Below are 23,563 nucleotides of genomic sequence, written 5' to 3'. Positions count from 1 at the left end.
GTCCTCAGTCGACCGCGGTCACCTCGACCGACTGGCCGGCCACCACGGCCTCGTCGCCGACCCGCTTGCCGATCAGGGCGCGGGCCAGCGGCGAGACGTGGCTGACCGAGCCCGCCGCCGGGTCCGCCTCATCCTCGCCGGTGATCTTCCAGGTCTGGGTGCGGCCGTCCTCGCGCTCGATCGTCACCGATCCGCCGAAACGCACCCGCCCGTCGGCTTGGGTCTCGACCAGCTGGGCGGTGGCCCGCCGCGCCGACCAATAGCGCAGGTCCCGCGCCGCCCGCGCCATGGGCGTGCGGTCGGTCTCGATCGTGCCGCTGGCCTGCGCCGTCGCATAGGCCGCGCGCGCGTCCGCCAGGGCGGCCTCGATCCGCGCCAGCCCCTCCGTGGTGACGAGGTTGGGGTGGGTGGAGATCGGACGGTCGGGAAGGTCGGCGGCCGTGGCCTCCAGATCTTCCTCGCGGGTGAAGGCGACGCTCATGGGGCGTCAGCGTATGGCCGGTCCGCCCGTTCCGGTCCACCGGTCATGAAAAAGGCCGTGGTCTGACGACCACGGCCTTTTCGATGTTCGGCGGTCGAGACCGCTAGACGCGTCGTCCCCTGCCGGTGATGAAGTGCACGATCAGCAGGATGATGAAGATCACGAACAGCACATAGGCGATGTTCAGAGAAAGACCCGCCACACCACCGGCGCCCAGGGCGCCGGCGACAAGAGCGAGCACGAGAAAGATCAGGGCCCAACGCAGCATGAGCGTTCCTTCCAGAGCGGTTGTTCAAGGCGGAACGGCTCGTACGCCGCACCAGTCTGATCAACGTTCCGGAAGCCCGGCCGTTCCGCTCAGCGGCGGCGGCGGGTGTGCGATTTCTCGGTGAAAGCCGCCGCGACGATGCTGGCAAGCGCTGGATTTCGCAGGAAAATCCAGCCACCGGCCAGGGCCGCGACCGTGCCGAGGATCGGCCGTTCACGGAACAGCATGAAGGCGCGTTCGCCGATCCCGGAGGGCTCTTCCTCCTCCTCTTCGTCATCGCCTTCGCCGCGCAGGAACAGCACGGCGATCAGGGCGGCGATGAAGGCGAACAACAGGAAGGTGATGGCCGCCGCCGCCAGCGGCGGAACGATCAGGCACAGCGCGTAGAAGATCGCCACGCCCAGGAACAGCACGGCCACCAGCGCCGCGCCGGCTGCCGCGGCGGCCGCGACGGCCTTCTTAACCAGACCCCTGGCCAGCCCCCCGCCGAACATCAGCGGCGGCGACCGGCGAGCAGCAGGCCGAGCACGACGCCCACGCCCAGGGCGATGGCGGTCGACTGGATCGGACGCTCCTGAACCCGTTCGGTCAGATAGCGCTGGGCCTCGTCGAAACGCTCCGAGGCGTCGTCGTAATATTCGCGGCCCTTCACGCGGGCCTCGTCGTAATAGCCGCGGGCGCGTTCGCGCAACACGTCGGCCTGTTCGCGCAGGCGGGCCTCGGCCTCGGCGGCCTTGGCGCGGACGCGGGCGTCGGCGGCCGACGCCTTCTCGCGCAGGGCGGCCTTCTCTTCGGACCCGAGGATCTTCAGATCGTCCTTGAGCGTGTTCAGATCGTTCTTAACTGCGGCGCGGGCCGCCTTGGTCGTCGCCATGATGCGCGCTCCGTGTGGTCAAGCTTGACGGTTAAATAGAGAACCCTGAGCCGGAACGCCACTGTCCGGTGACGGTTCCCGCAATGCAGCATGGCGAAGGCGGTAGGGAATAGGCGGCAGGCAGTAGCGGAATGGCGCTCAGGCAGGCTGTCCGGGCCATTTCGGATGCGCTACCTCCCTACTGCCTACTGCCTACTGCCTCCTCCGGAGTCCCATGACCGACTGGCTCTTCCCCCCCGCCCCTACCCCCTCCCTCCCGATCCAGGACCGCGCCGAGCGCTTCCCGGTCCGCCGCATCCTCTGCGTCGGCCAGAACTACGCCGCCCACGCCCGCGAGATGGGCCATGAGCGGGCTGAGCCCTTCTTCTTCTCCAAGCCGGCCGACGCCGTGGTCGCGGACGGCGCCGACCCGGTCTTCCCGTCGGCGACGTCCAACCTGCACCACGAGGTCGAACTGGTCTGCGCGATCGGTCCGGACGGGATCGTCGGCTGGGCGGTCGGCTGCGACCTGACCCGCCGCGACCTCCAGGCCGCGGCCAAGGAAAAGGGCCGCCCCTGGGACGCCGCCAAGGGCTTCGACCAGTCCGCCCCTATCGCCCCCCTCGTCCTCGGCGCCCTGCCGGATCCCGCCGCCGCCATCGAACTCCGCGTCAACGGCGAGACGCGCCAGTCGGGCCGGCTGGACGACATGGTCTGGAACCCGGACGAAATCTTCGCCAAGGCGCGCACCCTCTGGGACGTCCGCGCCGGCGACCTCATCTTCACCGGCACGCCCGAGGGCGTCGGTCCGCTCCAGCCCGGCGACCGGGTCGAGGCGACCATCGGCGGCCTGCCTTCGCTCACCTTCACCATGGCGGCACGATGATCCTGCATGGCTACTGGCGCTCGGGCGCCGCCTACCGCACCCGCATCGCCCTGGCGCTCAAGGGGCTGGCCTACGAACAGGCGGGCCATGACCTGCGCACGGGGGCCCAGAAGGACCCGGCCTATGTCGCGCTGAACCCGCAAGGCATGGTCCCCGCTCTTGAAATCGACGGCGCCGTCCTGACCCAGAGCCCCGCCATCCTCGAATGGCTGGAGGAGACGCATCCGGCGCCGCCCCTGCTGCCGTCCGACCCCGTCGGCCGCGCCCATGTCCGGGCCATGGCCGCGCTGATCGGCTGCGACATCCATCCGCTGAACAATCTTCGCGTCGGCAAGGCTTTGCGCGAAAGCTTCGGCGCCGATCAGGCCGCCGTCGACGCCTGGGCCGCCCGCTGGATCGTACCCGGCTTCGAGGCGCTGGACGCCCTCGTCGCCCGTGACGGCGCCGGCTGGTGCTACGGCGACGCCCCGACCCTGGCCGACTGCTACCTGATCCCGCAGATCTATTCGGCGGCCCGCTTCAACGTCCCGCTGGACGCCTTCCCCCGCCTGCTGGCGATCGATGCAGCGGCCAAGGCGCATCCGGCCTTCGTGGCGGCCCATCCGGACAACCAGCCGGACGCGGACTGAGGCGAGAAGGCTGCCCGGAGCGAACTCTGCGAATGTCTGCGATGGGTGGAAAGCGGACGGCCTACGCGATCTCAGTCGTTTGCGCCGCCCTCTGATCTCTCTCGTTCTTGCCGCGCAACAAGCGCGTCGATGACGAAAGAGACGGCGATGATGACGAGAAAGCCGGCGACAACGACCTTTGCATCGACCTGGATCAGGTTGAAAAACCATAGGAGCGCGACGGCGGCGTAGACGAAGCAGACAATGCCGAAGACTCTTCGGAAACTTCCCATCTCTTCAATCCGATTCAGGCCCCGGGACGGCCGAAGCCTACGCCCTGGACTGAGCTTCCGCTATGGGTCGAAGCGGACGCCCCTCACCCCAAAAACCGATCCACCGCCGCCAGGAACCGCGTCGGCCGGTCGATCATCACCATGTGCTCGGCGCCCTCGATCCGTTCGAAGGTCGCCGGCGCGCGCAGGCGGGCGTAGGCGCCGCGGAACAGGCTGTCGGTGCGGCTGCGCGGTGAGTTCTGGTCCGCGCTCCAGCCATAGACCACGCTCACCGGCGCGGTGATCCGGGGCAGGCGGGGGCGCAGGTCGACGGTCATCACCTCATACAGGGACTGGGCCAGCACCTGCCGGTCGCCGCCCTGCCAGCCGATGGTCCCGAACAGGGCGTCCGTCGCCCCGCCCAGCTCCACCCCCATCTCACGGCCGCGCGTCCGCAGGGCTTCGTCGCCGAGGAACTGGATCGCCTGATAGGCCAGCTGGGCGATGGGCCGCACGTCGTCCACCTTCGCCTCGGGGCTGATCAGGGCGGCGAAGAAGGGCGAGGAGTCCACCGTCATCAGCCGACCGACCGCCCAGGGCCAGTCCGAGGCCAGCCTCAGTCCGATCTGGCCGCCCATGGAATGGCCGATCACCGCCGGCTGGTTCAACCGGCCTTCGGTGATGTAGCGCAGCACCTCGCCGGCCGCCGGACCGAGAATGGCGCCCTCGGCGTTGGCCTGGGGCGCCAGGTCGCCGAAGCCGCGCACCGAGACCAGATGCAGCCGGTACCGCCCCGCCAGTCGGTCGGCGGTCGAGCGCCAGACGGCGGCGGTCGAAGCCAGGCCGGGGATCAGGATCAGGTCCGGTCCGCTCCCGCGCGTCTCGACCGTGATCCGGCGCGAGGCGAAGGCCGTCTGCGCCCACGCGCCGGAGGCCGTCCCCGCCAGAGCCAGGGCGCCCGTCGCACCGATCAGGAATTCACGTCTGGCCTGCATGACCCCGTTCTTCCGGGCGATTGCGGCGCCATCATGAAAAAGGCCCGGATGCGCGAACATCCGGGCCTCGATCACGTCGGGATGGGCTGAAGGATCAGCCCCGGGCGGGGCGCAGGCCTCCGGCCATGGTCGGGGCGCCCGAGCGGCGCTCGCCGCCCGAGGCGATGATGCGGTCGATCCGGGCCTTCTCGGCGCGGAAGGCGGCCAGGTCGGCGCCCGCCAGGACGGTGCCTTCGGTGGTGCGCACGCCGGCCGGATTGATCCGCTGACCCCCGCGCCACAGTTCATAATGCAGGTGCGGACCGGTCGAGGCGCCGGTCGAGCCGACATAGGCGACGACCTGGCCCTGACGGACGCGCTGGCCGGCGCGGACGCCCGGGGCGTAGCGGGACAGGTGGCCGTAACCGCTGTCCAGGCCGTTGGCGTGACGGATGCGCAGCCAGTTGCCGTAGCCGCCCCAGCGGCGCGCCTCGACCACCACGCCGTCGGCCGGGGCCACGACCGGCGTGCCCATGCCCGCGGCGAAGTCGATGCCCTGGTGCATCTTGCGGTAGCCGGCGATCGGGTGGCGGCGGAAGCCGAACGAGGAGGAGACGCGGAAGCCCCGCTCCAGCGGCGTGCGCATGAAGGCCGAGCGCGTATTCTTGCCCGTGCCGTCGAAATACTGCGCCTCGCGGGCGCCGGCGGGCTGGAAACGATAGAAGGTCACGCCCTTCAGCGAGGCGTACATCAGCTCGCCGGAATCGATGGTGCGGCCGTTCTCGGTGACGGTGCGGTCGAAGACGTAGGTGAACTCGTCGTCCGACTTGACGTCCCGATCCATGTCGAACTTGTGCGAGAACAGGCGGCCGGCGACGCGGGCGATGGCGGCCGGGGCCCCCTCGCGGCGGGCGGTCCGCGACAGCGAGCCCTCGACCTTGCCGGTCAGGACCACCGTCTCGTGGGTCACCTTCTCTTCCAGCGCGCGCAGGCGCAGGGCGCCGTCGAAGCTGCGCGACACGGTCAGCTGGCTGGCCGGGCCGGTGCGCATGGTCAGGCCGATCAGGCGGGCGTCGCCGCGGCCGCCGCGCGGATGGGCGATGGCGGTCTCGAACTTCTGCCCGGCCCGCATCGAGCTGACGTCCATGGCGTTCGACAGGGTCGCGGCTACGGCCGAGGCCTCTTCCGGCGCGATGCCCGTGCGGGCCACGGCCTGCTCGAAGGTCTCGCCCTTGCGGATCTGCACCGGAATGGCTTCCGGCGCGGTCAGGCCCGCGGGCATGCCGCCGGCGGCGAACGCCTGGGCTTCCAGGGCGGCGATCTGAATTTGAGAGAGAGGCGGAGCCTCTTCCGCTTTCGCGGGTTGGTACACACGTCCGGCAAGCAGCGCCACCGAGATCGCCGCCACCGCCGTCAGGGCGTGAGGGGCGATGCGCATCGGCTGGCGACGTGGATCGAACTGAGCCATCGGTCCCCGACAAACGACGACGCCGGCCGGCGCCAAAGCCACTAAAAGCAAGGATCGCGCCGGGCCGCCCCCCAAGGAACCGCCAAACGCGAGACGCGCCGTATAGCCCGTCCGTCCCATGATGGGAAGGCAGATCGTTACAACCCGTTAACCGGAGCCGTAGTGGCGGGGTAAAGCCTGCGTGAACCCAGAGGTGATCAAAGGTCATCGCCCCAGTATTCGTACAGCATCTGACCGCTATTCACGCAGATGTGAGGGTGGTCTTCGCCGCCGACTCTCCCTGCATTCAAAGTGTCTCTCGCGCCACTATCCTGTGGCGGACGCGACACGCATTTATTGCTCAACGGACTCCTGAGTTTGCTCATCGCCCTTTCCGGCGCGCCGCCTGTGCCGCTAAAGGACGAGGGGCATGAGCGACACGGCCTCCCCCCCTTCCGGATCGCCCCCGCGTCCGGCCGCCCGCCGCGCCGGCGGGGTCCTTCGCCGCCTTCTGATGGTCGCGGGCGTGATCCTGTGCCTGCTGGCGATCCTCGTCGCCCTGGCCTGGCTGAACCGCCGCGCCGTCACCCGTCAGGTCCTGGTCGGCTGGCTGGAGCGCGAGGGCGTCCCGGCGGACGTGGACATCCAGCGGATCGAAATGGACGGCGTCGTCGCCCGCGTCCGCATCGGCGATCCCCGCAATCCGGACGTGACCATCGAGCGGGTCGAGGTCGACTACGCCATCGGCTCGCCCTGGTCGAAACAGGGTCTCGGCGTGACGCCGACCCGCATCCGCCTGGTCCGTCCCGTGGCCCGCGTCAGCCTGCGCGGGGGCAAGCTGTCCCTGGGCTCGCTCGATCCCCTGGTGAAGAAGTTCACCGGCCGTCCGCCCCAGCCCGACAGCCGCTCGCCCCTGGTGCTGGTCGAGCGCGCGCGCGTCCGGGTCGATACCGACTACGGCCCCGCCAACATCCTGGGCGACGCCCGGGTCGAGGACGGCAAGCTGATGCGGCTGGTCGCGCGCATGCCGGCCACGGCGCTGCGCAGCGGCGACCGGCTCGACGCCCGCGAGCTCGGCGCCGCGGTCGACCTGACCACCACCGGCGACCGGGTCGCCCTGCGCGTCACCGCCTCCGCCGCCTCCGCCGCCGTTCCGGGCGCGCAGGGGCGGGGCGTGAACCTGACCCTGACCGGCGACCTGCCCTATCCGGACCTCAAGACCCGCCGGGGCGACGGCCGCGCCCGTGTCGACCTCGCCCTGACCGCCGATCGTCTGGCCGCGGGCGACAGCGCCGCGCGCGGCGTCGACGCTCGCCTGCTGTTCGATGGAACCACCGCCGGCTGGATCGAGGCCTTCCGCATCGGCGGCCAGACCACCGCCGACCTCCGCGCCGACCGGCTTGAGGGCGCCGTGGCCGGGCAGGGGACCCGCCTGCGTCTGACCGGCGCCGCCACCGTCCTGGACCGCACGGGCGAAGGCTTCGGCTGGCGCGTCGAAGGTCCCGCCGACATCACCGCCACCCGGATCGCGGGCGCCGGCCTGGAGGGTTCGGGGGTGCGGCTGAGCGCCGCCCGCCTGGTCGTGGGCGGCCGCGGCGCGGCGATGGAGGCGCAGGGAGGGCTGGCCCTCGCCGCCGACCGCCTGGCCATGGACGATCTGTCCCTGACCGGCGCGCGCGGCGCGGTCCGGCTGGACATGGTCGCCGACGGCGCGGTGCGGATCGACGCCCAGGGCTCCCTGCGGGCCGCGCGCGGCGCCTGGCCCCTGTTCGGTCCCCCGGCGCGCGACGACATTGCGGAATTGGGCGAGATGAAGCGCGCCCTGTCCGCCTTCGCCGTCGACATTCCCGCCTTCACCCTCGCCACCGGCGACAGCGGCACGCGGCTGACGCTGGACCGGCCCGCGACCCTGACCCCCGCCAACGGCGGCGTCCTGACCCTGCGTCCGGCGGCTGCGCCCCTGTTCAGCGCCGGACGCGGCCAGCAGGGCGGCGGCGCCCTGTCCCTGACCGCCACGCGCGGCAAGGGCCTGCCCGAGGCCGCCTTCGACATTCCCCGCTGGAGCCTGACCCCGTCCGGCTTCACCGCCACGCTGGACGGCCGCGCCGCTCTCGATTTCGACCTCGCCCGCGGCGTCACCCTGCAGACCCGGGGCGAGCTGACGTCCGCCGGCGGTCGCCTGACCTATGTCGCCGCCGACTGCATCCCCGTGACCGTCGAACGGCTGGAGCTGGACGAGAACGACGTCACCGACGTCTCCGGCCGCTTCTGCCCGTCGGATCGCCCCCTGTTCGCGGTGACCGACGGCGCCTGGCGCGCCGACGGCCTTCTGCGCGAGGTCAAGGCCTCGGCGCCCTTCCTCGCCCTGCAGTTCAACGACGCCGAGGGGACGCTGGCCGCCACCGGCGGGCCGCGCGGGGTCGGCATGGCGGTGCAGGTCGCCCGCGCCACCGTGGTCGATGCCACCACGCCCGCCCGCTTCAATCCGATGACCGCCGCCGGCTCGGCCCGCCTGGAAAATGAAAGTTGGACCGGCGCCTTCGATCTGGCGCACGGCGAGACGACGCTGGGCCGCCTGACCCTCGCCCATGACGGCAAGGCGGGCGTCGGCGGCCTGACCATCGACGCCCCGTCGCTCACCTTCGTCGAAGGCGGGCTCCAGCCCGCCGATCTCAGCCCGATGGCCGGGAACATCGTCGGCTCGCCCGCCGTCGGATCCGTAGGCTTCAGCGGCCGCGTCGACTGGCGCGCTGAAACGGAAGGGACCAGCTCCGGCCGCCTGACCATCCCGGGCCTCGATTTCACCAGCCCCGCGGGACCGGTGAAGGGCCTGCGCGGAACCCTGGACTTCACCAGCCTGACGCCGCTGACCGCCGCGCCGGGCCAAGCCGTTCACGCGGACCTGCTGGAGTCGGTCGCCCCCCTGACCGACATCGATCTGGTCTTCGGCCTCGACAAGGCGGCCCTGACGATCGAGGGCGGCGACCTCAGCATCGCCGGCGGCGTGGTGCGCATCGAACCCCTGACCGTCCCGCTGGACATCAACCAGGGCTTCACCGGCGTTGTCGTGCTGGAGACCGTCCAGCTGGGCCAGATCGTCAGCGACGCCGGATTCGGCGACAAGGTCAGCCTGGACGCCGTCGTCTCCGGCCGTCTGCCGTTCAGCTGGAATCCCACCGACGGCGTCCGCATCGTCGGCGGCAGCCTGGAAGCGATCCAGCCGGGCCGCCTGTCCATCCCCCGCTCGTCCCTGACGGGCCTGGAGGCCCAGGGCGGCGGCGAGGCCCTGCCGCCCAACACCGTCCAGGACCTGGCCTATCAGGCCATGGAGAACCTGGCCTTCGACATCCTGTCCGCCCAGGTGAACAGTCTCGATCGGGGCCGCCTCGGCGTCCTGTTCCGCATCCGGGGCCGGCACGACCCGCCCCAGCGGCAGGAACTGCGCATTCCCATGGCCGAGTTCATCAGCCGCGAATTCCTGAACCGGGAGCTGCCGCTGCCGTCCAACACCGGCATCGACCTGACGCTCGAAACCTCGGTGAATCTGAACGAACTGGTCAGCGATCTCATGAAGCTGGACCGCGCCCGCAACGGTCAGGTCGACGAAGCGGAGCCGGAGGAACAGCCGAGGCCTTGATCGAGCCGTCTTCGCCGTTCAGAACCCGTTCACCCTCGCTCGCGTTAGATCGGGGCGGATCACTCGGAGAGTCCTCATGACCCGGACGAAGTCGCGCAGAACCGTCGCCTTGCTCGGCCTGGCCGCCATGGCCGTGGGCGCCGCCGCCTGCACCCCGACCGTCCGCCTGCAGGTCGACCCGATCACGATCAACGCCAAGCTGGATGCGGATATCCGCGTCCGCCTCGACCGGGAGCTTCAGAACCTCCTGGCCGAAAACCCGAACCTGTTCTGATGGGAAGGTCCGTTCAGATGTCATTCCGCAAAGTCTTCGTCATGGTCGCCGCTGTCGCGGCCCTCGGCGTCGCCGCGGGCGCGGCGTTCGCCCAGACCTCCCAGCAGAAGTCGATGATCGACGCCGCCAAGGCCGCAGGCACGGTCGGCGAGCAGGCTGACGGCTTCGTCGGCTTCCGCGTCCCCTCGTCCGACTCCGCCCTGACCGCCGCGGTCCAGGCCACCAACGCCGGCCGCCGTCAGGCCTACGCCGCCTCGGCCGCCCAGGCCGGCGGCGGCGCCACCGCCGCCGACGCCGGGGTCCGCATGTTCGAGACCCAGCTCCTGCCGCGCATCAGCTCGGGCCAGTGGTACCGCAACGCCCAGGGCCAGTGGGTCCAGCGCTAAGGAAAATCTCCCTCCCCCTCGTGGGGAGGGATGTCGGCGCGCAGCGACGACAGGGTGGGGAATTTCAGCCCCGCCCCGTTCTTACCAAGGCTGACTCATGTCGGCTCCAAGCGCCGCTCTGACGCGCCTCATCACGCCTTCGATATTGTCCCGAACGGACTCGTTGCCGAGCCGCAGGGTGCGATAGCCTTCGCGCGCCAGGACCGCGTCGCGAATGCGATCGTGATCGAGACGTGTCTCATGCGTCCTGCCATCGACTTCGATGACGAGCTTGCGGCCGTGGCAGACGAAATCGAGGAAATAGCCCCGGAACGGCGCCTGCCGACGGAAGTGGAAACCCTCCGCACGAAGGCGCTTCAGGCACGCCCACATTCGCGCTTCAGGCGGGGTAAGCGCCTTCCGCATGGCGCGGGCTCTTTCGACCGGATTCATGCAACTAAAAGTTGCCAGACGAAGCCGAAATGTCAACATTCGCGGCTGCGGCGGGCCCCACCCGGGCTCGGCTATGCCTCGCCGTCCCTCCCCACAAGGGGGAGGGAGACACACACAGCATTCTCCCTCCCCCTTGTGGGGAGGGATGTCGGCGCGTCAGCGACGACAGGGTGGGGTTTGCCGGCGACAGGCGCTATCCTCGGACCATGCTCCGCCTTCTTCGCAATCTGGCGATCGCCGCCGGGGTCGCCCTGGCCAGCACCGTCGGCATCAGCCTGTTCTGGCGGCTGATCGGCGGCGGTCCCTTGCCCGTCCACGGCTGGATCGCCCTGCTGATCGGCACGCTGGGAACCGTCGGCCTCGCCTGGGGCCTGATGGCCCTGGCCTTCAAGTCGGACCGCGAGGGCTGGGACGCGCGCGTCGACAACAGCCTGGATCCCGCCATCCACTCCGCCGACGATCCCGACAAGCCTTGAGCCGGCCGCCGGGTCGGGCGATACGACGCCCATGACCGAAGCCGCCGCCCCCCCGTCGTCCATCACCTATTCGGGCTATCTGGCCCTCGACGACCTGCTGGCGGCCCAGCACCCGCTGTCGGACCAGCATGACGAAATGCTGTTCGTCATCATTCACCAGACCAAGGAGCTGTGGCTCAAGCAGATCCTGCATGAGGTCGCCTTGGCCCAGGCTCTCGTCCGGGTCGGCGACCTGGTCCCGGCCTACAAGAGCCTGGCTCGTGTCAGCCGCATCCAGTCGGTCATGACCATGAGCTGGGACATCCTCGCCACCATGACCCCGGCCGACTATCTGCGCTTCCGGGGCGTCCTCGGCTCCTCCTCGGGCTTCCAGAGCGACCAGTTCCGCCGCTTCGAGGCCATGCTGGGCCTCAAGGACGAGCGCTTCCTTCGCTTCCACGAGGACCGGCCCGAGGCCCACGCCGCCCTCAAGGCCGCGCTCGACGCGCCCAGCCTCTATGATGACGCCCTGTCCCAGCTCGCCGTCGCCGGCCTGCCGGTCCCTGTCGCGGTCCTGAACCGTGACGTCTCGCAGCCCTACGAACCGTCCGAGGCCGTCGAGGCCGCCTGGCTGGAGGTCTACCGCGACACCGAGCGCTGGTGGCCCTTCTACCAGCTGGCGGAGAAGCTGGTGGACCTGGACGACGCCCTGCTCACCTGGCGTCACAAGCATGTGGTCACGGTGGAGCGGATCATCGGCCGTCGCCGCGGCACCGGCGGCACCGACGGCGTCGGCTATCTGACCGAAACCCTGCAGCGCCGCTGCTTCCCCGAGCTCTGGTCCCTGCGCACCAAGCTGTGATCGGGCGCTGACGATCCCGTGTAAACGACGTTAGGCGGAAACCTTCGCCGCAGGCGCACGCTTTACAGGTCTCTCCCCGGAGGACCGCCATGCCCAACGCCAACCGCCACGACATCCAGGTTCTCAATGGCCTGATCCGCACCGTCATCGACAGCGCGGACGGCTACCACGACGCCCTGGACAACACCGCCGACGCCGGCCACCGCGACCTGTTCGCCCGCCGTGAGGCCGAACGGCGGGGCGTCGCCGACGCCCTGTCATCCGATGTCCGCACCCTGGGCGGCGAGCCGGACGCCGAAGGCTCCATCCTCGCCAAGGCCCAGCGCGCCTTCACCGACATCAAGCACGCCCTGCTGCGCGACGAACTGACCGTGGTCGGCGCCGTCGAAGGCGCCGAGGACCACGTTCGTTCCCAGTTCCAGAAGGCGCTGGAGGATTCCCACATCTCGGCCACGACCCGCGAAACCATCCGCCGCGCCTGGGACCAGGTCAGGGCCGGCCACGACGAGATCAGCGGCCTCAAGCACAGCCTCGAGGGCCAGCGCGACGCCAACAGCCGGCTGTTCCCGCAGTAGAGGCCTGGCGCAGAAAGGCGCGGGCCCTCGCTCGGGGCCGGTGGATGAAAGTGATTAGTGGTTAGTGATTAGTGGTTCGCGGGAGAACGGGCGGGTCTCATCCCGCACCGACCGTGGTCGAGGCCATCCACTAATCACTAACCACTAATCACTTTCCGGCAGACCGCCCGCCCCACCGAGCTCCGTCCGTCCGGCATAGAAAAAGGCCCCGGCGTTTCCACCGGGGCCTTCGTCATTTCACGACTGCGCTCAAGCAGCGCGCGACCGCGTCGCGCGCGTTAGCGCTCCACAACGTGGATTAGGCCTCTTCGCCCGGGGTCTCGGCCTTGCCGGTTTCCGGAACGGCGACCTTGGGGGCGCGCACGGTTTGCTTCTCGGCGATACGGGCCGACTTACCGCGACGGTCGCGCAGGTAGTACAGCTTGGCGCGCCGAACGACGCCGCGGCGCTTCACTTCGATCGACTCGATGTTCGGCGACAGGATCGGGAAGACGCGCTCGACGCCCTCGCCGAAGGAAATCTTGCGGACGGTGAAGTTCTCGTTCACGCCGCCGCCGGCGCGGGCGATGCAGACGCCTTCGAAGGCCTGGACGCGCTCGCGCTCGCCTTCCTTGATCTTCACGTTGACGCGCAGGGTGTCGCCCGGCTGGAAGTCGGGGATCGCGCGGGTTTCGATCAGACGGGCCTTCTCTTCGGCCGCCAGGGTCTGAAGGATGTTCATTCTATTCTCCTCGAGCTTTTGCGCTCTTTAGCTGTGAATTGGCGGGGCGAACCCCGCGGGTAACCTCAGTCCTTCGCGATGTGGGCGGCCCAAAGGTCCGGTCGCCGTTCCCGCGTCGTGATCTCCCGCTGCTCCTGACGCCACTGAGCGACCTTTTTATGGTCGCCCGACACCAGGACCTCCGGGATCTCCAGCCCCTCGAACGTCCGCGGTCGCGTGTACTGCGGATGCTCCAGAAGCCCATCCTCGAAGCTCTCGGATGACAGGCTTTCGGCCTGGCCCAGAACGCCGGGGATCAGTCTTACGCACGCCTCGATCGCGACCATCGCCGCCGCCTCGCCGCCGGCGAGAACCGCGTCTCCGACCGAGACCTCCTCGAACCCGCGCGCGTCCAGCACGCGCTGATCCACCCCCTCGAAACGGCCGCAAAGCACGACGACGCCGTCCGCCTTGGCCCATTCCTTGACGCGCTCCTGGGTCAGGGGCCGACCCCGGGCGCTCATGTACAAAAGCGGCCGCTGCGGTCCGGAAAGGCTATCCACCGCCCGGGCCACCACGTCCGCTTTGAGCACGGCTCCCGGGCCGCCACCCGCGGGGGTGTCGTCCAGGAAGCCGCGCCTATCGTCGGAGAACGCCCGAATGTCAAGCGTTTCAAGGCTCCACAGCCCCCGCTCGCGCCACGCGGTGCCGATCAGCGACACGCCGAGCGGCCCCGGAAACGCTTCCGGAAACATGGTCAGGACGGTGGCGGTGAAGGGCGGGCGGGCGGTCATGGCGGGGGGACATACAGCAGAAGGGCGCGGGAGTCAGGCGGCGGGCGGTCGGTGCGCTTGACGGGGTCCAGCCAGACCGCTCACTGTCCCGGGCGAACAGGGGGACTCCGAATGCGACCGTTGCTGTTGGCCGTTACGGCTCTGGTTCTCTCGTCCTGTGCGACGCCGCCGGAACCGGGCGCCGAGCCCATCCGGACCGAAACCGTCAGACTCGAGCCGACCGGGGATCTCGCCCTCCAGGCCGGCGGCTACGTCGATGTCGCGGGCTTTGCCTTCCACATCTGGTTCGACAATGACGCCACCGATCTTTCGACTCCGAAATCGGTGACCTGGGGGATCGTCTTCAACAACTATTGCCGTAATCGGGACAGCTGGATTCAGTCCGTGATCCTGGGTCCGGACGGACAGGTCTGGCGCGGCTACCGCGTGTTCGTTCCCGCGGGACCGGACCACCCCCAGCACTGGTCCAGCGGCGGAAGCGGAGCCGATGAGTTCGGCGGGCCGTCGACACCGGGCCTGATGGAAGCCATCACCCGGGGCGGCCGTTTCATCCTCGCGGCGGAGGACGACACGGGTCGGCGCTGGAATTCCGTCGCCATCGATACGCTCACGCCGGAAGCGAGGAACCAACTCGCCGCCGCGCAGCCCGCTTCGGAGCCTCGCGAGGCCCGGATGTTGGTGGAGGTCAGTTCACCGCCGCCGGCGGCGACGCGAGCCCCCCGCACCTGTCCCTGAACACCGCGTCGCGGGCGCTAGCGCACTCAAACGCGCTCAAGCAGCGAGCGACCGCGTCGCGAGCGCTAGCGCCACTAACATGACTGCCCCGCCGCCCACCCCGACGACCAGGCCCACTGGAAATTATACCCGCCCAGCCAGCCGGTGACGTCCGCCGCCTCGCCGATGACGAACAGGCCCGGGACCGCCTTCGCCTCCATCGTCTGCTGGTCCAGCCCCTCCGTCGCCACCCCGCCCAGCGTCACCTCGGCCGTGCGATAGCCCTCCGAGCCCACCGGCTTCACCGTCCAGCCGTTCACCGCCGCGTCCAGCCGGCGCAGCACCTTGTCGCCGACCTCGGCCAGCTTGCCCTTCACCCCCTCGCGCTCGCACACGCTCTCGGCCAGGCGGCGCGGCACGATGTGGCCCAGCGCCGTGTGCACCATCTGCTTGCCGTTCTCTTCTTTCGCCGCCTTCAGCTGCGCATAGACGTCGACGTCCGGCGCCATCCGCGCCGTGATCGCCTCCCCCTCGCGCCAGTAGCTTGAGATCTGCAGGATCGACGGTCCCGACAGCCCCCGGTGGGTGAACAAAAGCCCCTCGGCGAACCTTGTCTCCCCCGTCGGCCGCCCCGGCGCCCCGCCGTCCGCCGGCACGCGGTGGCTCACCACCGCCTCGACCGACAGCCCCGACAGCGGCGCCAGCTTCTCCAGCAGCCCCGGCTCGAACGTCAGCGGAACCAGGGCCGGCCGCGTCTCCGTCACCCTCAGGCCGAACCCCCGCGCGGTGTCATAGGCCCAGCCCGTCGCCCCCATCTTGGGGATCGACTTGCCGCCGGTGGCCAGCACCAGCGACCGGCTGCGCACCACCGACCCATCCGACAGCGCCGCCTCATACCCCTCGCCCGACCGCGCCACCCGGTCCACCGCCAGCCCAATCGACAGCACCGCGCCCGCCGCCCGCATGTCGTCCGTCAGCATGCGGATGATCTGTTTGGCGCTGTCGTCGCAGAACAGCTGCCCCAGCGTCTTCTCGTGCCAGGCGATGCCCGCCTTATCCACGCGCTTGATGAAGTCGTGCTGCGTGAACCGCTTCAGGGCCGAGGTCGCGAAGCGCGGGTTCTCGCCCAGGAAGTTGGCCGGTCCGGTCCCCAGGTTGGTGAAGTTGCAGCGGCCGCCGCCCGAGATGCGGATCTTCTCGCCCGGCGCCCGCGCATGGTCGACCACGCGCACGGACCGCCCGCGCCGCCCGGCCTCGATGGCGCACATCATCCCGGCCGCGCCGGCGCCGACGATCAGGACGTCAACCGTGTCAGTCATGCCCCGCCCTAGCACACATCAGCGCCCCAGCACCCGCCGCCGCAGGGCGAAATAGGCCCGCATCTCCATCCACAGCCGCAGCAGCGCCGTCGCATCGGCCAGCCGCCCTTCGACCATGGCCCGCTCGACCGTCTGCGCCAGCGAGGCGCGGGTCGCCTCCGGATCGTTCCCCTGGAAGGTGAAGGCGCATCCCGCCCGGGGCGCGCCCCCGTGCGGTCCGCGCGGCCGATAGACCGCGTCCGGCCGGTCGCATTTGCGCCGCCGCCCGGCCTTGGCCCGCGCCGCCAGCGAGGCGGGGTGAAAGCCGTACTCGGCCCCCAGCGCCGCGGCGTCCTCGCCCGCCGCATAGCGGTCCAGCGCCTGGTCCCAGCGCTCCGGCGTCATCCCGCTCCGGCTCTGCACGAAGACATGCCCCGCCGGCCACCCGCCCTCGGGCCGCCGCCGCCGGTCCACTGCGCCCTCCACCGCGCCCTTCAACCGTCCCCGCCGCCGCGCCTGCCAGGCGATGGTCCCGACCGCCACCCCATAGGCCTTCGCCAGCCGCCCGCGCGGCTCCCCCGCCGCATCCCGCGCGAACAGGGCGTCCCACTGGGCTTCGGTGAGCTTGCTGTGGCGGGGCATCAGGTCTCCTCCCCCTCATGGGGGAGGGGGACCGCCGAAGGCGGTGGAGGGGGAAATGCGCCCCGCTCCCGCCTTGCCCGCAGCCGCTCCACCGCTCGCCCGATCCGCACGACGTCCAGCATCCGCCCCTCGGCGGCCGCCCGCCTCGCCTGCGCCTCGGCCCGCGCGATCGACCCGTCCAGGTCCCCGGGATCATGGTCGAAGCCGCATCTCTCCGCCGCGTTCGCCAGCGGCGCGACCGGCGGCGCCGACCGCCGCCGATAGACGGCGTCCGGCCGATCCATCTTGCGATACCCCCGGTTCCGCGCCTGCCAGGCGATGGCCCGGGCGCTCACCCCGTATTCGCGCGCCAGCCCCGCCGCGGCCTCCCCGCGCACATAGCGTTCGAGCAGCGCGATCCAGGTCGGATCGTCCAGCTTCGGGTTTCCAGGGCGGCCGGTGGTCATGCCGGTATTTTACGGCGGGCGCGAGCTACTGCTGGAAGATCGCCGAAAACCAGCGCCAAGCGGTTGAAATCACTTAAAGTGATTGCGCGAAGGTTCGTGAACCGCTCCGCTACGGCGGGGTAATTACAGACAACGAACGGCGAAGCTTTATACAGCTGTGAGCTGAATTTCTCTACGTGTTGCGAGGTAGCCTAGAAACTGTAGCCTCGTGTTCGACACGATCTGTATGAGGACCACAGCAGCCCATGGCTCAGCCGACCTACGAACGAACTGGCTTATGGAAGAGGGCGTTGGACCGACGCGACAACGATCCGTACGCCGCAGAGCGGGAACGCCTTCGTGTGGCCTATGGCCAGTTCTGGTCCAACGGCGTTCTTCTCGCCAGCCGTATCGCTGCGGATCTACCGGGTCTGACGCTGCACGATGAACATCATTTCAACGCTCTTTGGGATCGAGCCGATCAGATAGCTGGTGAAGGATTCGATCTTACGCCCATCGAGGTGTTTGTGCTCGGAGGTGCCATTCTGCTTCATGACGCGGCAAATACGGTTGCCGCCTACCCGGGCGGCCGAAAAGAGGTCATGAAAACTGCGGAGTGGTCAGACGCCGCCGCTACTCTGAATCTCGAAAGTGCAGACCCTACGAAGGCGATAAAATTAACGGCCGAAGACGAGAGTTTCCTTCTATTCAATACACTTCGCACTCTTCACGCCCGCCGGGCAGAAGAACTGGGTGAGCTGTCATTTGATAATCAGGAAGCTGGAGTTACGGTTCGCCTGATCCAGGACGATCAAATCAGGACACACTTGGGTCCATTGATCGGACAGATAGCTGCAAGCCACCATTGGGACATTAGCGCATTGGAGCGCAAGCTTCCTCAGTTGAGAGGAGCCTTGTCCGGGCACCCACCCTCTTGGACAGTAAGGCCCATTATTTTGGCATGTCTGCTTCGGTGTGCAGATGCATGCCAACTCGATCAAGAGAGGGCGCCTGATTTTCTCTACGCCCTGTTGAAAGTTCGCGGGATTTCCGAGAAACACTGGCGCGCCCAGCACAGGCTCGCCACCCCTATTGTTGATGCTTCTGAACCCGATGCGTTGATTTTTAGCTCGACAAGGCCGTTCAAGGCCAAGGACGCAGACGCCTGGTGGATTGCACAAGACGCAATCCAAGTGGCAGAAAAAGAACTTCATGCAAGCAACAATCTCCTGAGAGACCTGCGGCACACGCCTTTTGCAGTCCAACGTATTAGAGACTCCGAAACGCCCACTCGTTTGTCGAGGCATGTGGAGGTAGAAGGATGGTCTCCAGTCTCTGCTGAGATAAGAATCACCAATGTCGATCGGGTCGTCGACATGTTTGGTGGAGAGGAGCTTTACGGCCGATCATCGTTAGTCCCGTTAAGAGAGCTTATTCAGAATGCTATCGACGCTGTTTATCTTAGGCGAGAACTTGAGCCTGCTGATAGCGATTATGAAGGGCGGGTATCTATCAGGCTCATGAAGGGTGATGAGGGTGATCAATCGGGTTACTGGCTTCAGGTAGCCGACGATGGCTTGGGTATGTCTCGTTCGGTTATGACAGGCCCTCTGATCGATTTTGGGTCAAGCTATGTAACATCCGATCTCGCCAAGATTGAGAGACCTGGCCTTGCGTCGAAGTCAAAGCGGCGTATTGGAAAATACGGAATTGGTTTTTTCTCAATATTCATGTGCTCCGACCGCGTTCTGGTTTCGTCAAGGCCTTTCGACGAAGGCTTGGGCAGCGTAAAGACGCTTAGTTTTAGAAGAGCGTACGCCCTCCGGCCGATACTTTTAAATGAACGCCAGTCTTCGTTTCAGACAAATCATTCAACTTTAGTTGGTGCGTTTTTAACGCAAGATCAGCTTAACAATTTACTTGAGATATCAGAGTATCGTGAAGGCGAATACTTTAGCTTAAAGGAAGCTGTCGGGTTGATATGTCAAACTGTCGATGTGGATGTGTACGTTCAAGAGTTTGAAGAATCTAGAACTAGAATTCATAGTCGCAATTGGCACCAAGATCCGTCTTCTTGGCTCAAGCGCGTTTCACATAAGCTCACAGCCATATCCAGAGGGCGGGTCGAGCCATACTATGAGCTGTCAGGTGAAATGACTCTAATTGATCCCGCAGATCCAAGCGCGGGTTTGGCCTGCGTCAACTACCTGAATGCCGGTTACAGTCCTGGACTCGCGTCGGTTGGCGGGCTTTCGGCCAACATTGATGAGAACGACGATCCTGGCTCCGACCACGTAGGGGTAATCGACTGTTGGCCTGAGGGGCCCAGACGGATTGCTGGCGATCCCGTAAGCCTGTCCAAGGTGGCGCGATGGGCAAATGAGCAAGTACAGTTGCTAAAAGGCTTGAATCTTCCGGCACAAAGATATGAGGTTATTTGTCAACGAGTGTCGTCGTTGGGTGGCGACGCGCAGCCAATTGCTGTGGCTTTCCTTAACGGTGATTGTGTGTCCTTGGACGAGATTGTGAAAAAGCTCGTGACAGGTGGCGAAATAGACGTCGTTGTAAGCAGGCCGTACGGTAACGAAAAAAAGAACCACTACATCGAAAGCATTGAATTTTCAGGATCGTATGTGACACGGAACATTGGCGAGGATGTGGAGTGTCACGGGCTGGTATTATACGCTCAACAATCCAGCTACCGTCTATATACAGAAATTAGCTCAGATAATGATCCACAAAGAAATCTTTCTCTTGCGGGAATGATTTCCGACAGCCTCGCAAGCAAGAACCTCAGGCTGCATACCACGGGTGCAGTTCGAAAGGTGATCGGTACATATCAAGGGGTATCGGCGGAACGAGACGGCCTCACACCAGGGCTGAGCATCGAAGCTAATGTAATCACGTTAAGCGCCGTGGAGTAGTCGAGCCCCCTAGTGCGCCTCATCCCAGTTCCCCGCCGCCCGCGCATCCACCACCAGCGGCACCGTCAGCGCCACGGCGGGCAGGGCCGCCCCCTCCATCACCCGCCTGATCTCCACGATCGCCCGGTCCGCGAGCCCTTCCGGCGCCTCGAACACCAGTTCGTCGTGCACCTGCAGCAGCATCTTCACCTGTGATAGCCCCGCCGCCTCCAGGGCCGCGGGCATGCGCATCATGGCTCTCCGGATGATGTCGGCCGCCGCCCCCTGGATCGGCGCGTTGATGGCGGCGCGTTCGCCGAACTGGCGCTCGGCGCCCGACTTGGAGTGGATGGCCGGGATGTGGATGCGGCGGCCGAAGACCGTGCTGACCATCCCCGTCTCGCGCACCTGGGCCTTGGTCGCGTCCATATAGGCGCGGATGCCGGGGAAGCGCTCGAAATAGGTCTTGATGTAGGCCCCGGCCTCGCCCTGGTCGATGCCCAGCTGGGCGGCCAGGCCGAAGGCGCTGATGCCGTAGACGATGCCGAAATTGATCGCCTTGGCGCGGCGGCGGGTCTCCGGGTCCATCTGGTCCAGCGGCACGTTGAACATCTCGCTGGCCGTGGCCGCGTGGATGTCCAGGCCCGCCTTGAAGGCGCGCTTCAGCTCGGGGATGTCGCCGATGTGGGCCAGCAGGCGCAGCTCGATCTGGCTGTAGTCGGCGCTGATCAGCACATTGCCCGGGCCGGCGATGAAGGCTTGGCGGATCTGGCGGCCGGTGGCCGTGCGGATCGGAATGTTCTGCAGGTTGGGGTCGCTGGAGGCCAGGCGGCCGGTGGTGGCGGCGGCCAGCTGGTAGCTGGTGTGGACGCGGTCGGTCCTGTCGTCGGCGGCCTCGATCAGGGCGTCGGTATAGGTGCCCTTCAGCTTGCTGAGCTGGCGCCAGTCCAGCAGGACGCGCGGCAGTTCGTGGGTCAGGGCCAGGGTTTCGAGGGTGGCGGCGCCGGTCTCCCACTGGCCGGATGCGGTCTTCTTGCCGCCGGGCAGCGACATGTCGCCGAACAGGATGTCGCCGATCTGGCGCGGGCTGCCGACGTTGAACGGGCGGCCGGCCAGGTCGTGGGCCTTGGCCTCCAGCTCGGCCATGCGCATGCCGAACTCGCTGCTGAGCGAGCGCAGGCGGACCGGATCGACGCGGACGCCCTCGCGCTCCATGCCCGCCAGGGTCTCGGGCATGCTCCGCTCCAGGGTCTCATAGACCGTGACCAGGCCCTGCTCCGCCAGCCGGGGCTTCAGGATGCGCCACAGGCGAAGCGTCACGTCGGCGTCCTCGGCCGCATAGCCCGTGGCCGGCTTCAGCTCGACGTGCTTGAACGACTTCTGGCTCTTGCCCGTGCCCGCCACGGTCTTGAACGGGATCGGGTCGTGCCCCAGATGCAGGCGGGACAGCTCGTCCATGCCGTGGCCGTGCAGTCCGCCTTCGAGGACGTAGGAGATCAGCATGGTGTCGTCGTAGGGCGCCACGCGGATGCCCCGCTGGGCCATGACGGCGAGATCGTATTTGATGTTCTGGCCGACTTTGAGAACCGCGGGGTTCTCCAGCAAAGCTTTCAAACGGCTCAGCGCCGTCGGCTTGTCGATCTGTTTCAGGGGCTCGCGCGCGTCGCCGCCGTCGCCGAAGTCCAGCCCGCCGCCGCCCGCCTGGGGCTCATGCTCATGGGTCAGGGGCACATAGCAGGCGTCGTTGGGGCCGATGGCCAGGGAGACGCCGCACAGGCCGGCGTGCGTGGCGCTCAGGGCGTCGGTCTCGGTGTCGAAGCCGACGATCCCGGCCGCCTCGGCCCGCCGGATCCAGGCGTCCAGTTCCTCGATCGTCTGTACACAGACATAGGCCTCGTGATCGAAGGTCTGGACCGCGACGTCGGTGGCGACGGCCTGCGGGGCGTAGCGCGGTGAGATGACCGGGGCCGTCAGCGGCTTGGGCCGGGCGGCGAAGGCCGAGCCCTCCTTGGCGGCCGCCTTGCCGTCGCCGACCCGATTGCGCAGGCTGCGGAACTCCATCTTGTCCAGGAACTCGGCCAGCAGGACCGGATCGGGATCGCGCACGGCGAAGTCGTCGATCGGCTCGGGCGCGGGGGCGTCGCAGGTCAGCCTGACCAGCTCGCGGCTGAGCCGGATCTGGTCGGCGAAATTGATCAGGGTCTCGCGCCGCTTGGGCTGTTTGATCTCGCCGGCCCGGGCCAGCAGGGTGTCCAGGTCGCCGTATTCGTCCAGTAGCTGGGCCGCCGTCTTGGGGCCGATGCCGGGCGCGCCGGGGACGTTGTCGACGCTGTCCCCGATCAGGGCCTGCAGGTCGATCATCTTCTCCGGGCCGACGCCGAACTTCTCGAACACCTCGGGCTCGGCCAGGCGGCGGTCCTTCATCGGGTCCCACATGACCACGGAGGGGCCGATCAGCTGCATCAGGTCCTTGTCGGAGCTGACGATGACCGCCTCGCCCCCGGCGTCCCGCGCCCGGCAGGCGTAGGTGGCGATCAGGTCGTCGGCCTCATAGCCGGGCAGCTCGACGCAGTGCACGCCGAACGCCGCCGTGGCCTCGCGCACCAGCGGGAACTGCGGGACCAGGTCCTCGGGCGCCGGCGGCCGGTGCGCCTTGTACTGGTCGTACAGGGTGTTGCGGAACGTCTTCTCCGAATGGTCGAAGATGGCCACCAGATGGGTCGGGCCGTCGGCGCCCTTCATGTCCTGCAGCAGCTTCCAGAGCATATTGCAGTAACCCTGCACCGCCCCGACGGGCAGGCCGTCCGACTTGCGGGTCAGGGGCGGCAGGGCGTGGTAGGCGCGGAAGATGTAGGCCGAGGCGTCGATCATCCAGAGCCGCAGCGGCGGGCCGTCCTGGGTCAGGGGGCGGGGGGCGGTCTCGGGCGTCGCGTCGGTCATGGCGCGAACATAGGCAAGGCGGGTTCTGACGTCACCTGACGAACGGCCTTGTCGTGTTGACGGCGGGTCCGGCGAGCGCCCACGCTGCTGCGACAGGAGATCATCATGCTTGGCGCCCTCTCATTCTCGCTGGCCCTTTCGGGCGCTCCACAAACGGTGGAGCCTTACCCCCTGCTCCGTCTCGATACCCTCGTCCCTCCGGTGACGGACACCCACCGGGAGAACCCCGTCGAGTTCGTCGAGCGCGGCGCGACGGACGATCTGAGCTGGACGTCGCCTGTCGTCGAACTGGCGGCCAAGGCCGACATGCGCTGGACGGCGGTGTCGGTGGCGTTCAACTGGGTCTGGATCACGGACGACCGCTCCCGACGCCCCGTCTGGTTCGCGCGGCTGCGGGCCCGGCACAACCGCGGAACGATCGAGCGTTTCGCCGATTCCCGGCAGTGCCCGGCCGTGCAGGAGGCGCTGGACCGTATCGCGGGTCTGCCGGCGCTCACGCCTCGCGTGCCCGCGCTGCCGGACCCCCTAGGTCCCGCCACGGAAAGCGATTTCGGCGGCGGCTATCTGCACGACAACACCTACCGGATCCGCATGCGCGGACGTTTCGACGGCGTCGCCTGGAGTGACCGGATCGAGATCACCGCGAACTCGGGATCACCGGTCGCGCCAGTGGTCGGCGATACTCTGGCGCAGCTTCTGCCCTGCTGGACCGAAACGGCGCCGCCTCGTCAGTAGGG

Annotated in this window: 25 protein-coding genes; 11 read left to right on the top strand and 14 right to left on the bottom strand. The window is 67.9% G+C overall.

The features are described 5' to 3' along the window. Positions 1 to 4: 4 nt before the first annotated feature. The 4 genes from greA to AC07NB_RS07580 all read right to left on the bottom strand — a co-directional run bounded on the left by greA (position 5) and on the right by AC07NB_RS07580 (position 1,623). Positions 5 to 481, bottom strand: a complete 477-nt coding sequence (gene greA, locus AC07NB_RS07595; protein WP_494570546.1) for a transcription elongation factor GreA — start codon at positions 479 to 481, stop codon at positions 5 to 7. Between the two features lie 103 nt (positions 482 to 584). Next, positions 585 to 749 (bottom strand): DUF1328 family protein, encoded by a 165-nt coding sequence (locus AC07NB_RS07590; protein ID WP_291836402.1) that lies wholly within the window; start codon positions 747 to 749, stop codon positions 585 to 587. Between the two features lie 89 nt (positions 750 to 838). Continuing rightward, entirely contained in the window at positions 839 to 1,243 is a 405-nt protein-coding gene (locus AC07NB_RS07585) for a hypothetical protein (RefSeq protein WP_291836399.1), read from the bottom strand. Then, on the bottom strand, positions 1,243 to 1,623 hold the full coding sequence (locus tag AC07NB_RS07580; protein ID WP_291836396.1) for a glycine zipper domain-containing protein: 381 nt from the start codon (positions 1,621 to 1,623) through the stop codon (positions 1,243 to 1,245). The genes AC07NB_RS07585 and AC07NB_RS07580 overlap by 1 nt, the downstream gene beginning before the upstream one ends. Before the next feature lie 214 nt (positions 1,624 to 1,837). Between AC07NB_RS07580 and AC07NB_RS07575 the strand changes: the two genes are divergently transcribed. Then, entirely contained in the window at positions 1,838 to 2,488 is a 651-nt protein-coding gene (locus tag AC07NB_RS07575; RefSeq protein ID WP_494570547.1) for a fumarylacetoacetate hydrolase family protein, read from the top strand. Continuing rightward, positions 2,485 to 3,117, top strand: coding sequence for a maleylacetoacetate isomerase (maiA, locus tag AC07NB_RS07570; RefSeq protein WP_494570548.1), 633 nt, complete (start codon positions 2,485 to 2,487; stop codon positions 3,115 to 3,117). Before AC07NB_RS07575 ends, maiA begins: the two co-directional genes overlap by 4 nt. Positions 3,118 to 3,188: 71 nt before the next feature. Here maiA and AC07NB_RS07565 read toward each other — a convergent pair whose 3' ends face one another. The 3 genes from AC07NB_RS07565 to AC07NB_RS07555 form a co-directional block, all read right to left on the bottom strand. After that, positions 3,189 to 3,389, bottom strand: a complete 201-nt coding sequence (locus tag AC07NB_RS07565; protein WP_291836389.1) for a hypothetical protein — start codon at positions 3,387 to 3,389, stop codon at positions 3,189 to 3,191. 83 nt (positions 3,390 to 3,472) lie between these two features. Beyond that, a complete protein-coding gene (locus AC07NB_RS07560) occupies positions 3,473 to 4,363 on the bottom strand; it encodes an alpha/beta fold hydrolase (RefSeq protein WP_494570549.1) in 891 nt (296 codons plus the stop codon). Between the two features lie 94 nt (positions 4,364 to 4,457). Further along, a complete protein-coding gene (locus AC07NB_RS07555) occupies positions 4,458 to 5,810 on the bottom strand; it encodes a M23 family metallopeptidase (protein WP_291841021.1) in 1,353 nt (450 codons plus the stop codon). 409 nt (positions 5,811 to 6,219) lie between these two features. Between AC07NB_RS07555 and AC07NB_RS07550 the strand changes: the two genes are divergently transcribed. From AC07NB_RS07550 to AC07NB_RS07540, 3 genes are all read left to right on the top strand, one after another. After that, the gene (locus AC07NB_RS07550; RefSeq protein WP_494570550.1) at positions 6,220 to 9,426 is read left to right on the top strand and encodes an intermembrane phospholipid transport protein YdbH family protein; all 3,207 of its coding nucleotides are present in this window, start codon (positions 6,220 to 6,222) and stop codon (positions 9,424 to 9,426) included. A gap of 76 nt (positions 9,427 to 9,502) precedes the next feature. Further along, complete coding sequence (locus tag AC07NB_RS07545) at positions 9,503 to 9,700, top strand: YnbE family lipoprotein (RefSeq protein WP_291834103.1); 198 nt, start codon at positions 9,503 to 9,505, stop codon at positions 9,698 to 9,700. A 17-nt stretch (positions 9,701 to 9,717) separates the two neighbouring features. Beyond that, positions 9,718 to 10,086 carry a DUF1318 domain-containing protein gene (locus AC07NB_RS07540; protein ID WP_291834099.1) on the top strand — a complete coding sequence of 123 codons (369 nt, stop codon included), beginning with the start codon at positions 9,718 to 9,720 and terminating at the stop codon, positions 10,084 to 10,086. Between the two features lie 81 nt (positions 10,087 to 10,167). On the opposite strand, the gene AC07NB_RS07535 is transcribed toward AC07NB_RS07540, so the two are convergent. Further along, positions 10,168 to 10,518, bottom strand: coding sequence for an endonuclease domain-containing protein (locus AC07NB_RS07535; protein ID WP_494572572.1), 351 nt, complete (start codon positions 10,516 to 10,518; stop codon positions 10,168 to 10,170). A 206-nt stretch (positions 10,519 to 10,724) separates the two neighbouring features. Between AC07NB_RS07535 and AC07NB_RS07530 the strand changes: the two genes are divergently transcribed. The 3 genes from AC07NB_RS07530 to AC07NB_RS07520 all read left to right on the top strand — a co-directional run bounded on the left by AC07NB_RS07530 (position 10,725) and on the right by AC07NB_RS07520 (position 12,410). Further along, positions 10,725 to 10,994 carry a hypothetical protein gene (locus AC07NB_RS07530; RefSeq protein WP_494570552.1) on the top strand — a complete coding sequence of 90 codons (270 nt, stop codon included), beginning with the start codon at positions 10,725 to 10,727 and terminating at the stop codon, positions 10,992 to 10,994. A 31-nt stretch (positions 10,995 to 11,025) separates the two neighbouring features. Then, entirely contained in the window at positions 11,026 to 11,835 is an 810-nt protein-coding gene (locus AC07NB_RS07525) for a tryptophan 2,3-dioxygenase (RefSeq protein WP_291834091.1), read from the top strand. Positions 11,836 to 11,924: 89 nt separating this feature from the next. Continuing rightward, complete coding sequence (locus AC07NB_RS07520; RefSeq protein ID WP_291834088.1) at positions 11,925 to 12,410, top strand: PA2169 family four-helix-bundle protein; 486 nt, start codon at positions 11,925 to 11,927, stop codon at positions 12,408 to 12,410. Between the two features lie 298 nt (positions 12,411 to 12,708). On the opposite strand, the gene rplS is transcribed toward AC07NB_RS07520, so the two are convergent. Both rplS and trmD read right to left on the bottom strand, forming a co-directional pair. Continuing rightward, the gene (gene rplS, locus AC07NB_RS07515; RefSeq protein WP_492311982.1) at positions 12,709 to 13,131 is read right to left on the bottom strand and encodes a 50S ribosomal protein L19; all 423 of its coding nucleotides are present in this window, start codon (positions 13,129 to 13,131) and stop codon (positions 12,709 to 12,711) included. Positions 13,132 to 13,196: 65 nt separating this feature from the next. Then, positions 13,197 to 13,904, bottom strand: coding sequence for a tRNA (guanosine(37)-N1)-methyltransferase TrmD (gene trmD, locus AC07NB_RS07510; RefSeq protein ID WP_494570553.1), 708 nt, complete (start codon positions 13,902 to 13,904; stop codon positions 13,197 to 13,199). A 111-nt stretch (positions 13,905 to 14,015) separates the two neighbouring features. Here trmD and AC07NB_RS07505 point away from each other — a divergent pair, with 111 nt between their 5' ends. Further along, on the top strand, positions 14,016 to 14,639 hold the full coding sequence (locus AC07NB_RS07505; protein WP_494570554.1) for a hypothetical protein: 624 nt from the start codon (positions 14,016 to 14,018) through the stop codon (positions 14,637 to 14,639). A gap of 74 nt (positions 14,640 to 14,713) precedes the next feature. Here the strand turns inward: AC07NB_RS07505 and AC07NB_RS07500 are convergent, their stop codons facing one another. Genes AC07NB_RS07500 through AC07NB_RS07490 form a run of 3 tightly spaced genes read right to left on the bottom strand, consistent with a single transcriptional unit; the run spans position 14,714 to position 17,004 of the window. Next, complete coding sequence (locus AC07NB_RS07500; protein ID WP_494570555.1) at positions 14,714 to 15,937, bottom strand: BaiN/RdsA family NAD(P)/FAD-dependent oxidoreductase; 1,224 nt, start codon at positions 15,935 to 15,937, stop codon at positions 14,714 to 14,716. An 18-nt stretch (positions 15,938 to 15,955) separates the two neighbouring features. Further along, a complete protein-coding gene (locus AC07NB_RS07495) occupies positions 15,956 to 16,558 on the bottom strand; it encodes a hypothetical protein (protein WP_494570556.1) in 603 nt (200 codons plus the stop codon). Continuing rightward, positions 16,558 to 17,004, bottom strand: a complete 447-nt coding sequence (locus tag AC07NB_RS07490) for a hypothetical protein (protein ID WP_494570557.1) — start codon at positions 17,002 to 17,004, stop codon at positions 16,558 to 16,560. Before AC07NB_RS07490 ends, AC07NB_RS07495 begins: the two co-directional genes overlap by 1 nt. 245 nt (positions 17,005 to 17,249) lie before the next feature. On the opposite strand from AC07NB_RS07490, the gene AC07NB_RS07485 reads away from it, so the two are divergent. Then, on the top strand, positions 17,250 to 19,907 hold the full coding sequence (locus AC07NB_RS07485) for an HD domain-containing protein (RefSeq protein ID WP_494570558.1): 2,658 nt from the start codon (positions 17,250 to 17,252) through the stop codon (positions 19,905 to 19,907). 9 nt (positions 19,908 to 19,916) lie between these two features. On the opposite strand, the gene polA is transcribed toward AC07NB_RS07485, so the two are convergent. Further along, positions 19,917 to 22,826: a DNA polymerase I gene (gene polA, locus AC07NB_RS07480; RefSeq protein ID WP_494570559.1), complete on the bottom strand. Its 2,910-nt coding sequence runs from the start codon at positions 22,824 to 22,826 to the stop codon at positions 19,917 to 19,919. Between the two features lie 105 nt (positions 22,827 to 22,931). Here polA and AC07NB_RS07475 point away from each other — a divergent pair, with 105 nt between their 5' ends. Next, on the top strand, positions 22,932 to 23,561 hold the full coding sequence (locus tag AC07NB_RS07475) for a hypothetical protein (protein ID WP_494570560.1): 630 nt from the start codon (positions 22,932 to 22,934) through the stop codon (positions 23,559 to 23,561). Positions 23,562 to 23,563: the final 2 nt, after the last annotated feature.

It is taken from the genome of Brevundimonas sp. GW821-FHT09G01 (assembly GCF_059416065.1).
The sequence above is the reverse complement of the archived record's forward strand: the minus strand, read 5'-3'. Positions and strand labels throughout refer to the sequence as shown.